Annotated in this window: 11 protein-coding genes; 5 read left to right on the top strand and 6 right to left on the bottom strand. The window is 46.3% G+C overall.

All coding sequences use genetic code 11. The annotated features are described in order from the left end of the window. Positions 1–17 precede the first annotated feature (17 nt). Complete coding sequence (locus tag R7Z50_RS00445; protein WP_206970435.1) at positions 18–1397, top strand: aspartate aminotransferase family protein; 1380 nt, start codon at positions 18–20, stop codon at positions 1395–1397. A gap of 89 nt (positions 1398–1486) precedes the next feature. Further along, positions 1487–2302 (top strand): phosphonoacetaldehyde hydrolase, encoded by an 816-nt coding sequence (gene phnX / locus R7Z50_RS00440; protein WP_053304644.1) that lies wholly within the window; start codon positions 1487–1489, stop codon positions 2300–2302. Between the two features lie 85 nt (positions 2303–2387). On the opposite strand, the gene R7Z50_RS00435 is transcribed toward phnX, so the two are convergent. Beyond that, positions 2388–2750: a hypothetical protein gene (locus tag R7Z50_RS00435; protein WP_017635087.1), complete on the bottom strand. Its 363-nt coding sequence runs from the start codon at positions 2748–2750 to the stop codon at positions 2388–2390. 9 nt (positions 2751–2759) lie between these two features. Next, complete coding sequence (locus R7Z50_RS00430) at positions 2760–4790, bottom strand: S8 family serine peptidase (protein WP_318148794.1); 2031 nt, start codon at positions 4788–4790, stop codon at positions 2760–2762. A 466-nt stretch (positions 4791–5256) separates the two neighbouring features. On the opposite strand from R7Z50_RS00430, the gene R7Z50_RS00425 reads away from it, so the two are divergent. Further along, a complete protein-coding gene (locus R7Z50_RS00425; protein ID WP_017635085.1) occupies positions 5257–6513 on the top strand; it encodes an SGNH/GDSL hydrolase family protein in 1257 nt (418 codons plus the stop codon). A gap of 151 nt (positions 6514–6664) precedes the next feature. Here the strand turns inward: R7Z50_RS00425 and R7Z50_RS00420 are convergent, their stop codons facing one another. Next, positions 6665–7267, bottom strand: coding sequence for a TetR/AcrR family transcriptional regulator (locus R7Z50_RS00420; RefSeq protein ID WP_005384344.1), 603 nt, complete (start codon positions 7265–7267; stop codon positions 6665–6667). 111 nt (positions 7268–7378) lie between these two features. Here R7Z50_RS00420 and R7Z50_RS00415 point away from each other — a divergent pair, with 111 nt between their 5' ends. Continuing rightward, positions 7379–7921, top strand: coding sequence for a carboxymuconolactone decarboxylase family protein (locus tag R7Z50_RS00415; RefSeq protein WP_005374097.1), 543 nt, complete (start codon positions 7379–7381; stop codon positions 7919–7921). 96 nt (positions 7922–8017) lie between these two features. Here the strand turns inward: R7Z50_RS00415 and R7Z50_RS00410 are convergent, their stop codons facing one another. From R7Z50_RS00410 to R7Z50_RS00400, 3 genes are read right to left on the bottom strand one after another with little or no spacing between them, the layout of a single operon-like run. After that, on the bottom strand, positions 8018–9394 hold the full coding sequence (locus R7Z50_RS00410; protein WP_318144553.1) for an efflux transporter outer membrane subunit: 1377 nt from the start codon (positions 9392–9394) through the stop codon (positions 8018–8020). Positions 9395–9408: 14 nt separating this feature from the next. Further along, complete coding sequence (locus R7Z50_RS00405) at positions 9409–11373, bottom strand: MacB family efflux pump subunit (protein WP_318095274.1); 1965 nt, start codon at positions 11371–11373, stop codon at positions 9409–9411. A gap of 1 nt (position 11374) precedes the next feature. Next, positions 11375–12550 carry an efflux RND transporter periplasmic adaptor subunit gene (locus R7Z50_RS00400; RefSeq protein WP_318148793.1) on the bottom strand — a complete coding sequence of 392 codons (1176 nt, stop codon included), beginning with the start codon at positions 12548–12550 and terminating at the stop codon, positions 11375–11377. Positions 12551–13291: 741 nt separating this feature from the next. Between R7Z50_RS00400 and R7Z50_RS00395 the strand changes: the two genes are divergently transcribed. Then, positions 13292–14635, top strand: coding sequence for an OmpP1/FadL family transporter (locus R7Z50_RS00395; RefSeq protein WP_318148792.1), 1344 nt, complete (start codon positions 13292–13294; stop codon positions 14633–14635). The last annotated feature ends 52 nt before the right edge of the window (positions 14636–14687 follow it).

Below are 14687 nucleotides of genomic sequence, written 5' to 3'. Positions count from 1 at the left end.
CTGATTGAGAGAGCGTTATGACTCAGAATATCAAACCGACCCATTTCCGCAGCGAAGGCGATGTCAACACAACACCAGCGCGCCAAGCTTGGAATGCATCGATGGATGACGAACGCACGCAAGCATTACTAAAGCGTGATTCGGAGGTCTTTCTTCATCAAGCCATGTCGACGCCTTGCTTAGATACCTTGGAAGCAGCAGAAGGCATCTACATCCAAGATGCCACCGGCAAAAAGTACATGGACTTTCATGGCAATAACGTCCATCAGCTAGGCTATGGTCATCCGCATGTGATTAACCGTGTGCAAGAGCAAATTGCCAAACTGCCGTTTTCACCACGTCGTTTTACCAATGAAACTGCGATTGAATGTGCCGAAAAACTCACCCAAATCTGTGGCGGCGAATTGAATCGCGTGCTGTTTGCTCCGGGTGGCACATCTGCGGTTGGCATGGCACTTAAACTAGCGCGCCACATCACGGGCAACTACAAGGTGGTGTCTCTGTGGGATTCCTTCCACGGCGCATCGTTGGATGCCATCTCAGTGGGCGGCGAAGCGTGTTTCCGCCAAGGTATGGGACCATTAATGGCAGGTGTTGAGCGAATCCCACCAGCCGTATCTTACCGTGGTGCTTTCCCAGTCGCGGACGGCAGCGATGTGCATTACGCCGATTACCTCGAATACGTGATTGAGAAAGAAGGTGGCGTGGGCGCGTTTATCGCAGAAGCAGTTCGTAATACCGACGTACAAGTGCCGAGTAAAGCCTATTGGAAACGCATCCGCGAAATCTGTGACAAACAAAATGTCATGCTGATCATCGACGACATCCCTAACGGCATGGGTCGCAGTGGTGAATGGTTTACCTACCAAGCCTACGACATCGAGCCAGATATGCTCTGCATCGGTAAAGGTTTGGGTGGTGGCTTAGTGCCTATCGCAGCCATGGTAACCAAAGACAAATACAACACCGCCGAGCAAATCTCCATGGGCCATTACACTCATGAGAAAAGCCCTATCGGTTGTGCTGCAGCACTGGCAACCATGGAAGCTATTGAGCAAGACGGCTTGCTAGATAAAGCCAAAGCTGACAGCCAGTTCATGCGTGAAAAGTTGCTAGAGATGAAAGCTAAGTACCCAGTGATTGGTGATGTGCGTGGCATCGGCATGTTATGGGGCATTGAACTGGTCACTGACCACGAAAGCAAAGCACGCGCGTATGACGAAGCGGAAGCTGTGCTGTACCAATGCCTCAACAACGGAGTGAGTTTCAAGGTATCGCAAGGTAACGTGATTCAACTCAGCCCACCGCTGATCATCACTCGCGAACAACTGACAGAAGCGTTGGCAATTTTCGAAGAAGCCATCGCCAAAGTGTGCAAAGACTTTAACTACTTTTAGGGTCGACTGACCTCAACAAAAACCAATTTATCCAGAGCGCGGTTCCAATGTGTGGGCAGCGCTCTGGCAAGCAAGAAAAAGGATTGAACATGAGCAACTCACCAATTCAAGCAGTGATCTTTGACTGGGCTGGCACTATCGTCGATTTCGGCTCTTTTGCGCCAACTAGCATCTTTGTGGAAGCATTCAAACAAGGCTTTGATTTTGAAATCGACCTTGAAGAAGCGCGCGAACCAATGGGTCTTGGCAAGTGGGATCACATCCAAGCAGTGGGTCGTATTCCTGCCGTTGATAAGCGCTGGAATGAGAAGTTTGGTCGCTCAATGACCAGCGAAGATATCGACGCTATCTACGCAGCATTCATGCCGCTACAAAAAGCAAAAGTGGCGGACCATGCAGACCCAATCCTTAATGCGATTGAAGTTGTGAACGGTCTGAAAGACAAAGGCATCAAGATCGGTTCTTGTTCTGGTTACCCCCGCGAAGTGATGGATGTGCTGATTCCTGTGGCTGCGGATTACGGCTACAAACCGGATTACGTAGTAGCAACGGATGACCTGTCGCAAGGTGGTCGCCCAGCACCATTTATGGCACTGAAAAACGTGATTGAGCTGAATGTTACCGACGTTAATGCGTGTATCAAAGTGGATGACGCCGCACCGGGCATCGATGAAGGTCATAACGCTGGTATGTGGACCGTTGGTTTGCTGCTTTCTGGTAACGAAGCAGGTCTAACTTTTGAAGAATACCAAGCCGCGGACGAAGCAACGCTTGATGCCGCTCGTGAAAAAGCGCGTGCAAAACTGCTCAAGAGCTCGCCGCACTACCTTATCGATACGATCGCTGACTTCCCAGAAGTGGTTGCAGATATCGAACGTCGCCTAGCAGCAGGTGAGCGTCCTTAGTCTTCATCTTCCACAAATAAATGAAACAAACGCCCCTTACGTGAGGGGCGCTTTTCTTTTTGGCACTATCTTAAGGAGGTTTGGCTTATTGAAGCGTAGTTCCGTTAGATAGCAGCTTCCTTGTCGGCTCTTGCTCGGTGTATTCGACCGCATCGTGAGCGGCGAGCTTATCGACTTCCGCCTGTTCACCCACCACAATCAACACATGTTGTTTCACCAGAGCGTCGACTACTTCAATGTTGTGCTGACGAAGAAGCGCTCTCACTTCGCTCTCTTTTCCTTCATGATACTTAATAAAGTAACGTTCAGGTTGCTGCTCGGCTTGATCTTGGCGTTCATCCACGAGAGGAAATCCTTGATTGTTTGCCAAGCTGCTTGAGCTCAGTCCGATTGCCAATAGTGCGGTAGCGCCTACCGCAGACAAAGAAAGTAAGGTCAACTTCTTCATAGTCACTCCTTATTGAAAGGTCAGAGTCCAACTGTTGATGGTGCCTGTGTCTCTTCTGGCACTGTCTACCGCTTTTAGTTCCCATGTACCTTGCGATTCAAAACCAGAAAAATCCGCTTGGAACGTGTTTTTTATATCGTTAGCGCTGCCGCCAGTATTATTGTGAAGTACAACTTCTCCACCAGTCGGTGACGTTAAAGTCACTCGTAGATCACCGATGTAAGTGTGGCTAATATCAACGTCAATACTTACTGTGCCTGAATCACCAGAGCGATCGACTTCTACTGCACTGATTGCGCCAGAAGATTTATTATCTGGAATCGCAACAGGGCTGGTATTTGAGAAGCTAGAGTCCGAAGAGCTACCACCATCAGGTCCATTACAGCCAGCGTCCAAGAACAGCTTCGCCGCTTCAGCATTAACTAGGCCGTGGCCAGTACGGTTGTCTCGACCAGCAACATCAATATCTGTTGCAGTTTTCACTAGGGCATTACGTACTTGCGCTGCTGTACAGGTTGGGTGGTAACTCCACACCAAGCCAGCTACGCCCGTTACGTGCGGTGTCGCCATTGATGTACCATTGTAGTACTCGTAATCTTCACCAGAGGTTGTTGCAACAGTAATTTCCTGACCAACATACCCCAATAGCTCTTGACCAAATGCACGATCAACCGTTACCGAAACCATACGATAAGCGTTGTTTGTGTCTACCAAGAATGGGTTTTGTAAACCAGGTAGTTCAGAGTTGCTGTATACGATTGCAGCTCGCGCACCCGCATTGTAACAAGCCTGAACCGCATCTACTTCAGGGTAGTTTCCTGAAGACTGGTTGCCGATACGCTCAGTCAAACAAATTTTGCCCGACATATCACCACAGTTAACGTTACCGCCAGATACATCACAGCTATCTAGCATTGCCGTTACTGAACCCGCGATTGGATCCGGAACATACGAAGAACCGTTATTGATCAAACGATTGTGAGGAACAATCCCACGATCAAACTGGCTTACACCATTCAAGGTAATATCAGAAAGTTTACCTTCACCTACCGTAACCGTTGATAAGATCGCCACACCCGGGCCTGAGATCTCAACTTGATTAGTAGATTGTGAGAACGCTGCATGATCATTTTGATTATCAACAGCCGCAACAGACATCACTGAGTCATAAGAAGCTGGATAGCTGTGCGCTGTATTGCCATCATTACCTGCAGCGGCAATCAATAGAACGCCTTGATCGTAAATATTTTGCAGTGCATTTTGCTCAGTTCGGCTTGATTGACTACCACCAAGGCTCATGTTCACAACGTTAGCACCATTATCGGCACAGGTCTGGATTGCTTTAACAAGCCCAGATGAGTAACCCCAACCCGATTCGTTAAATACTTTCACGATGTGCAAATTAACATTCTGGTTTGGCATCACACCCTTTACACCTTCGGTGTTGGCAATCGCAGCAATCGTACCCGCGACGTGAGTACCGTGGGCATTGTTGTTACCCGGATCACTCCATGATCCCGTACCACTATCGTTAGTACCAGCAACGCGGTTACCGCTTAGGTCGTTGTGCGAAATGTCGTACCCTGAATCGATAATACATACAGTGCGATTACCCGCATTGAAGTCAGCTAGCAGTTGAGCATTAACCGCTTCATATCCCCATGGAGTCGTTTCGCTGAGCAAATAGCGAGGTGGATCGACTTCCACGTATTCCACATCACTACGATTGCGAAGCGGCTCTAAGTCATCGCCATCCAGTTCAACGCTGTAAATGGCGCGATTGCCCAGTTTTTCCACCTTACGTGCCTTCACCTGTTCTAGAACAGACTCCTGCGCGATTCGTGGCCCCCAGAATGAGTTACCACCCATTGAAGAACGGCTGACTGCATCTTCTTTGAATTTGACGATGTACTTCGTCGGTAACTTAGATTCATCAAATCGCATTGGTGGAGCCGCAAACGCTGACATCGAAGTGGTCAGTGCTATTGCTACGGCAGACAACGAAAATAAGCCTTGTTTTTTACTTGTTGTGTAGTGCATTTGCCCTATTCCTTATTTGAGCTAATTTTTATTCACTATATTCTCATTAAAAGTCATCATCATGATGTTTGCATGAGAGCTTCAGCTATAGTTTACAGAGCAAAAATGCCAAACAATTTGTTTCATGAATATACAAATTTGTACAAAAGATCATTCAATAAACACTTTAAGTTAACATTAAAAATCACCGACAAAACCTTATAAAGCAATTACTTAATTAACAAAAAGTGAATGTTAAATTAATGTTAGTGAGTAATTATTCTAAATATCACCCATTTAATCGATTGCTATGCTGAATGGATTTTTTGACCGTGGTGCCAAAACTGAAATATTGAATATTTAGTTGTTGACTGTCTTGAGCATTTACTCAGAATTAGAAGGTTTAGTGAGAAAAATTCTCATCTAAATACTGTTATAGCCGAGCGTATTCACGCATTCGGAACAATAACCATTACAAGAAGAGTGAATGATGAAAAAAACAATCACACTATTAACTGCATTACTTCCGCTTGCCTCCGCCATTGCAGAGGAGCCAACTTTATCACCAGCAATGGTTTCTGCGGCTGAAGTGGTTAGCGCGCAAGAAAATCAAACTTATACGTACGTTCGATGCTGGTATCGTACGAGCCACTCTAAGGACGATGCGGCTACCGATTGGAAATGGGCAAAAAACCAAGATGGTAGTGACTTCACTATCGATGGTTATTGGTGGAGCTCTGTCTCATTTAAAAACATGTTCTACACCAATACCTCACAAAACGTAATTCGCCAGCGTTGTGAAGAAACACTAGATCTAGCGAGCGAGAACGCAGACATTACATTTTTTGCTGCTGACAATCGTTATTCTTATAACCACACGATCTGGAGCAATGATGCTGCAATGCAACCAGATCAAATCAACAAGGTAGTGGCTTTGGGTGATAGCTTGTCTGATACAGGCAACATCTTTAACGCGTCCCAATGGCGCTTCCCTAACCCGAATAGCTGGTTCTTGGGTCACTTCTCAAACGGTTTTGTTTGGACGGAATACGTTGCTAAAGCCAAAAACTTACCGCTATACAACTGGGCAGTTGGTGGCGCAGCAGGTGAAAACCAATACATCGCGCTAACTGGTGTCGGCGAACAAGTTTCTTCTTACTTAACCTACACAAAGCTGGCGAAGAACTACAACCCTGCTAACACATTGTTTACGTTAGAGTTTGGTTTAAATGATTTCATGAACTACAACCGTAGCGTGCCGGAAGTAAAAGCGGATTACGCTGAAGCTCTGATTCGTTTAACAGACGCTGGCGCGAAGAACTTCATGTTGATGACACTGCCTGATGCAACCAAAGCACCACAGTTCAAATACTCAACACAGGAAGAAATTGAAACGATTCGTGCGAAAGTATTGAAGATGAACGAGTTCATCAAAGCACAAGCGATGTACTACAAAGCCCAAGGCTACAACATCGCATTGTTTGATACACACGCACTGTTTGAGAAGTTAACCTCGGCACCAGAAGAACACGGTTTCGTAAATGCAAGCGACCCTTGCTTAGACATCAACCGTTCATCCTCTGTTGACTACATGTACACTCACTCATTACGTTCTGAATGTGCAGCATCTGGCGCAGATAAGTTCGTGTTCTGGGATGTGACTCACCCAACCACAGCAACGCATCGTTATGTGGCTGAAAAAATGTTAGAAAGCAGCAATAACTTAGAAGAGTTTCGCTTTTAATAAGCCGTTGTTGTTCATTGCAAGTTAATCTGCATAAAAATGACCACGATGCTTCGTGGTCATTTTTTATCGATATCGACCCCCGATAACGGGTTTGTTTGAGCTCGCTTACTTCAAGCCGTTGATTTAGAGACGTTGACTTTGAGCAGTCTCATTCAGCGTTCTGTTTTGGTACGTTACCGCGGAAGCTGTTCACCATAATAGAGATCAACGTCTTTAAGGTTTCATCATCACTGCGGTATGAGTAGGCTCGTATACCCGTAAACTGAACCTGGAACAACTGAGCAAGAAGCAATGTATCCTGGGCTTCAATTTCGCCATTCTCGATTGCTCGCTCAAACAGCTTTGCAAGAAAAGATTCAAATTGGTTTGCTAAGCTGTTTGTTTGATTGCGCAGCGCATTAAAATCCTCAGCAAATTCACTTGCTGATTTGACTAACATGCACACTTCACTGGGATTGGAGTCTCGCTGATTGATAACCACATCAATCGCGAAAGCTTCTATTGCATCTAGAACCGTTGTGTTCTGAGCTAAATGCAACTCAAACAGGGCTTGCAAGTTCGCAACGTACATTTTTAGCGCTTCACAATATAGCCCCTCTTTTGACCCAAACGTCGCATAAATACTTCCAGGACGCAGATTCACGCTATCTTGTAAATCACGTGTAGATGTTGCATGAAAACCTTTCTTCCAGAATAGATCCGAGGCGGCTTTCACCACTTCATCACGTTGGAATTTCTTTGTATTCGCCATGAGCAATTATTAATTTTGAACATATGCTCAATTTTATATTGAGCGACCGCTCAAAATCAACTATCCTGTTCTTGCCTAATTCGCTCATATCCAATTACAGGAGATTTAAACATGGCAGAATTTAAACTGTATACCGCAGAAAACGCACCCGAAGGATCAAAGCATCTGATTGAAAATTCAGTCAAAGCGTTTGGCATGCTACCAAATCTTCATGCTGTTATGGCTGAAGCGCCAACCTTGCTTGAGGGTTATCAAGTTGTGCATGAGCTCTTTCAACAAACATCATTTAACGCAGAAGAATTGACCGTCGTATGGCAAACCATCAACGTTGAACATGGTTGTCACTACTGCGTTCCTGCTCATAGTGCGATCGCGGCGTCAATGAAAGTGGATCAGGAGATTGTTGATGCTCTCGTCAACCAAACACCATTGGCAGACGAAAAACTTGAAACACTACGAGAAACAACGCTTCAAATGGTGCGTCAACGTGGTGTAGTGGAAGAGTCTCAGATAGAGAAGTTCTTTGCGGCAGGTTACGGACAGCAGCAACTGCTTGAAATTGTACTTGGTCTAGCGCAAAAAGTGATGAGTAACTACACCAATCACCTAGCTGACACCCCGGTTGATGCACCTTTCAAGAAGTTCGCCAAGTAACTTAAGCTTTTATTACTGGTCCCATCAATGGGACCAGTAATACCTTCAAAAAAGGCTTTGTTGCATGACGCTTCGCTAGTGTGCGCTGATCCCTAATTACAACGGCGCGACGTCGGTTCCTCCTAAAGACTGGTAAAGCGTAACCTGAGTGAGAAACTGGTTGTAGCGGTTTTCCAACAAAGAAGCTTGCGCGTTTCTGGTGTCTTCTTGTGCATTCAAATAGTCCATGATCGACGTCGAGCCATACTGATACCGCGCAGCATAAATGGACTCAGCGGCACTTGCGGCATCATACTGTTCTTGTAAACGCGCCGCCTGATACTTCAATTTCTCGCGTGCCGACAAGGCATTTTCGACATCTTGGAATGCGGCGTACAACACTTGGCGATAACTCACAATAGCCGATTGATAGTCTAAATCGGCAATGGCTTGGCTATTTTTCATCTCATTCCACTGCAAAAACGGTAGCGTCATATCCGCACCTAAGCTGCCAATCGGGTTGGAAAGCAGGTCTTTAAGCGCTTGTGACGATCCACCCAAAGCCCCAGTGAGCGTCAGCTTGGGCAAGTAGTCCAAATCTGCTGCGTCTTTATTTGCTAGCGCGGCTTTGACTTCATAGATCGCTGCTTTAATGTCGGGTCTGCGGATCAATAAATCAGACGGAGCACCAACACTCAACGATGGCATATCGCCTTCAGGCAGCATTTGGATGTTTGCACTGATGCTCTTCGGCGGTTGATTGAACAAAATCGCAAAGGCGTTGTTTACCTCAAGTAAACTCTGTTCAAACTCACTTTGCTGCGCTTGTAAGCTTGCCAACGTACGTTTGGCTTCAAGCACATCTAACTGATCCACAGCGCCAAGTTGGTACTGTTTTTCAATCAATTGTAGCGTTTGAGCTGCGTCTACCACATTACGCTGGCTGAGGTGTAAGCGCTGTTGCAGATAGCCGATTTGCCAATATAGCGATGCCGTCGTTGCTACCAAACTTTGTGCGGTCGCCTCGCGATCTTGTTGACTTGCCATCGCCGTCCACTTAGCTTGGTCAACGTCTGCCGAGATTTTTCCCCACAAATCCAACTCGTAATTGACGGACAAGTTGGTGCTGTAGCTATCTGCCGATTCCCCGCTATCAAGAGATTTTTGAACTTGTCCTGATGTGGAAGAACTCAACGTAGGGAAAAGGTCATCTTGCGCTAAACCCAGCTGTAAACGCGCTTTCTTTAGCGTTAGCGTTGCCAGCGTCAAATCGTTATTTTGAGCCAACACCTGAGTAATGTATTGATTAAGCGTTGGGTCGTTAAACGCCAACCACCAAGGATCCATACTGACATCACCCGCAACATGCATCTGTTGCCAATTTGCAGGCACTTGCACCGCAGGTGCTTGATAGTCACTACGCATAAGCGACCCACAACCTGACAACCATACTGCACTTAAGGCGGCCGCGACCAATCGAGTTTTGAATTTCATTGTGTTACTCATTTTTAGTCTCTCGCTAGCGCTTCTATCGGATCGAGTTTGGCGGCATTGCGAGCGGGTAAAAAGCCGAAGGCGATGCCAATCAACGTTGAGCAAATAAACGCCCAGATGATCGAGTTCATTGAGTAAATCATTTGGAAGCTGCTGCCAGAGGTACTGAATGCAAAACCAATCAAAAACGCCAAGCCAATACCAGCAATGCCACCACACAAACACACTAGTACCGCTTCAATCAAAAACTGACGCAAAATATCCGCTTGCCGCGCACCCACAGCCATTCGTACACCGATCTCTTTCGTGCGCTCTGTCACCGACACCAACATGATGTTCATTACGCCAATTCCGCCGACAATTAGGGAGATCACCGCAATCGCTGAGATCAGTAACGTCATGGTTGCGGTGGTTTTCTCGATGCTCTGACGAATGGTGTCAGTGTTAATCGTGAAGAAATCTTCTGTACCGTGGCGCATTTTTAACAAGTTGATGATGCTCTGCTCTACCGCCGCACTTGGGGCGTTCTCATCAATCCGTACAGTAATGCCGTTGAGGTAGCGTTGTCCCATCATGCGTCCCGACATAGTGGTGTATGGCACCCAAATTTTCAGCGCGTCGCTGTTGCCAAACGCGTCTTCTTTTTTCTGCGTGACACCCACAATACGCACTGGCAATGAACCAAGAAAAATCACTTCACCAATCGGATTTCTATCCGCAAACATTTCCTTTCTGGTGTTGTCATCAATCACTGCTTCTTGGGCGAGCGAATTCACACTCTCTTCATCCCAAAACTGACCTTTGGCGATCTCATAACCGCGCACACGGAAATAATCTTCCCCAACCCCTTCCACAGACGCGGTTGCATCCTGATTGGCGTAACGCACGGTTAAGCTGTTGGATAAAGACGGCGTGACACTGTCGACAAAAGGTAGACTCTCCAACGATTTAGCATCGTCGGCGGTTAGCGTTTTCACTCGCCCGGAGCGGCGGTCACCAAACCCTTTGCCCGGTCTGACATCAATGGTGTTTGTTCCCATGGATGAAATATTCGACAAAATTTGCTGTTGTGAACCATTACCTAGTGCCACCACGGAAACCACCGAGGCTATACCAATAATGATGCCGAGCATGGTCAAAAACGTGCGCATTCTGTGGCTAGACATCGCCAGCAGCGCCATTTTGAGCGCGTCAATAAAACTGTCCCACTTCCACCACTTACTGGCGGCTTGCGCTGGGCGATGAAAAGACGCGCTCGGTGTATTTGCTGCTTGTTCATTGATTACAACTTGTGCATTTGGCGTATCTGCAATGATTTCACCATCTTTGATTTCAATGATGCGATCCGCAAAGTTCGCCACGTTCATATCATGAGTCACTAAGATGATCGTATGCCCAAGTTGATGCAACTCTTTAAGCAGTGCCATCATCTCTTGCCCACTGTGACTATCTAATGCGCCAGTGGGCTCATCAGCGAGAATCACCTCACCTCCGTTCATCAGTGCACGAGCAACACTCACGCGCTGTTGCTGGCCACCACTCAGTTGGCTGGGCTTGTGAGTCAAACGCTCTTCCAGCCCCAAGCGAGCCAATAGTGACTGCGCTCGCTCCGTTCTTTGACGATGAGGAACTCCCGCGTAAACCGCTGGTACTTCCACATTTGCCACCGCGGTTAAATCCCCCAGCAGATGGTAACGCTGAAATATAAAGCCAAAATACTCGCGGCGCAGTTCCGCCAGTTGGTCGGATTCCAACGTCGAGACATCTTGCCCATTAATGAAGTATCGACCGCTGGACGGTTTATCCAAGCAGCCAAGCACATTCATCAGCGTCGATTTACCTGAACCTGATGCACCCACGATCGCGACCATTTCACCGCGTTTTATCTCTAAATTAATGTGGTTCAACACGGTAAGCGACTCGTCGCCAGAGACAAATCGTCGAGTTAAATCCTCAACTTTTAAAAGCACGTCACTCATCTTAGAACCTCATTGGAGGGCGACGACGATCACCTCGGCTTGATGATTCCCCATCCATAGCATTGCCAAGAACAACTTGGTCGCCCTCCTTCAAACCTGAGAGAATTTGTGCGTTCACTTTGTTGTTGATACCCACTGTCACAGGCTTTTGCACCACTTGGCCCTGTTCAAGCACTGGCACGGTATAGTTGCCTTTGCCGCCAGATTTTTGCAGCACTTGTGAAGGGACAATCAAGGTATTTTCCGATTGCTCAAGGACAATCGAAACTTGCGCAGTCATGCCGATACGCAAAATACCTTGCGGGTTCTTCACATCAAATACAGCGTTGTAGTAAATGGCGTCGCTATCTGAAATGCTCAAATCGCTGTCATCGCCATCCATGATGGTTGGCCCCAGCTCAATGGCGCGCAATGTACCTTTAAACTGCTGATTCGGTTTGCCTAAAATGGTGAACAGCGCCGTTTGGCCTGGGTGAACAAAAATCACATCGGCTTCCGAAATTTCGGCTTTCACCGTCATCGTATCTAACTTGGCTAACTCGATAATCGTTGGCGTGGTTTGATTGGCGTTTACGGTTTGTCCTTCTTCCACCGCGGTGTAGACCACCGTGCCATCCATCGGTGCGTTGATGGTGGTGTAACCGAGATCTAACTGCGCATTGTCGACGTTGATTTTGGCTTTCTCGATTTCGGCATCCAGTTGCGCTAACTCGGCTTTGTAGATGGCGAGCGTCGCTTCGGCATTCTCGTAATCAGCTCGTGAGCTCGCTTTCGCTGCCAACATGCCTTTTTGGCGCACGTATTCATAGTTTGCTTGTTTAATCTGCGCTTGCTTAGCCTGGTACTGAGCGTTGAGACTATTAAGAGACGCTTGGGCTTCTTTGAGGCTGTTTTGCTGAGTCAGGCTGTCAATCTGTGCAATCAAGTCCCCCTGTTTTATCTCATCCCCTAAGTTCACAGCGAGGCGTTGAATTTGCCCAGATACTTGCGCACCTACATTCACCAATTTGGACGCTTGCAACATGCCGTTGGCTAATACCGCCTTTTCGATATTGCCTTTGCGAACGACTTCTGTCGCGTAAGGAGAAATGGGTTCTGGACGTTGCAGATAATGATAACCACCAGCACCAATAGCAAGTAGGCCACACAAAACGAGCCATTTTTTATTGAGTTTCATAGCAGGAGTGAAGTAAATAATCGTTTTGATTTTATACTGCTATTTGTCTTAGCCGTACAGGGTACGAGACGTAAAGATAGGTAAATTAACGTCAAGATACTGAAGGAATAACATCACTAACGTGAAAAATCAGAGATATTATATTCACTTCAAAACTTTATTATTCAATACGTATAGCAAAGACCATTTTTAATATAGAAATTCAAGTTATAAGTATTATAAACAAAACTTTTAAATACCAAAAAACTAGTAAAAACTAAACTTATTCAATATGCAATCATTTTAAATTTCATGATGGTCACTTTGATGATTGAATTTAAAGAGGAGTTAAGTGGCAAGTTAAATAAAAAATACCCACATAACACAGGTAAGACCGAGAGGAGTGTGTCATGTGGGTTTAAACGATAGTTCTCTTGCTGATTCGAACTACCAACGTTGGGATGCAATGGAAATACAAATGACTCAGAGTTTCCATCACGGACACTTTATCGCTGGATTTCCCTCTATTTGTTAGGGAACAGTCAGTACAATAAAAATAGAGGTTCAGGATTTAATTTACACGTAAAATAACCACTATATTCACGCCATGAAGCATTAATAAATTCAACAATAAATATTTATTAAGTTAAATTTACTTATTGTCAGCACACTGTTAGTTTTACTCTTAAATGCACTGGTCAGATTTGTTTATTTTACTGATTTTCGTTGCAATACAACTTCTAATTAATTCATGAGAAAAACATGCAGCGACAATTAACTCTTTCACCGATTTATTTATTAATCGGGTTAGCCTCCTCGACGGCGTATGCCGGTGGTTTTCAAATTAACGAACATTCTGCGACGGGTCTTGGTCGTGCTTTTGCTGGTGATGCCGTCATTGGTGATAATGCGTCTGTAATCAGCCGCAACGCCGCAGCGATGACGCTGTTTAAACAAAATGCCTTATCGTTCGGTGTCACTTACGTCAAACCTGACGTTACCGTTAAAAATGCGCAATATCATCGAGCTAACATTAATGCGGATGTCAATGTTGGTATGGGTGGTTTTCCTCCGTCCCCTCAAGTTGACATTACCCCGTCCTTCTCTCAAACCGTGACCGACATTGATGACGTCGATGGCGTTGGTCAACCAGCCGTTGTACCCAATTTTTACTTTATTCACCCTATCAACGACGACTGGTATCTAGGCTTATCGGCATATTCCAACTTCGGAACCGACATGGAGTTTAAACCAAACTATGGCGCACCTGTTTTTGGCGGTGTCACCAGCGTAGCGAGTGTCAACCTTGGCGCAAGCTTGGCATACAAGGTGAACGATCGTTTTAGTATCGGTGGTGGTATTGATGTGATTTACGGCTCTGGTGAGCTGTACCGCGATATGGACGTGGGTTTTTGCGTTGGTGGGAACATACTTGGAAACGAACTAGAACAACGCTGTGGATCCGTAAAAGGCAACGCACTTGATGTGGAAGCCGGCGGCATTGGGCTTGGTGCGAATATTGGCATGATGTACGAGTTTAACGAACGTCATCGCTTAGGTTTAAGCTACAAGCACAGCCCTAACATCGATGCCAAGGGTGACATCCACTTTGCTGGCGAATCGTACGACTCGCTTGCTATGCCGCTACCGGATATTGCGGAGTTTTCCGGTTATCACCGCGTCTTACCTAAATTTGCCCTGCACTATTCTGTGCAGTGGATTGGTTGGTCAGCATTTGACAGCTTGAAAGCTGATGATCAGTTGCTAAAAGATTTTCAGTGGCAAGACTCCGCGCACTACTCCATCGGTGCGACTTGGTACGCCAATGAACGTTGGACACTTCGCACGGGTTACATGTTCGACAAAACACCTGTCGATGAGCTGACTTCGCTTTCTATTCCAGATTCGAACCGTCACTGGTTATCTGCGGGGGCCTCTTACCAATGGTCATCAGATACCACGGTTGACATCGGCATGACGTACTTGATTGGTGAAGATGTCAACGTAGAAGAGTACGCGTATGAAGGTGTTCCTGCACCGATGGTGACGGGCGTGGCCCATTCAAATGCGTTCCTAATTGGTGCCCAGCTCAGCCACCGTTTCTAATTTGTCAGGCAGTGATCAAACCTCTAGGTCATTGCCTTGTAACAACGCTTAT

It is taken from the genome of Vibrio sp. 1249-1 (genome assembly GCF_033340495.1).
This window is presented reverse-complemented; position numbering and strand designations above follow the sequence as displayed.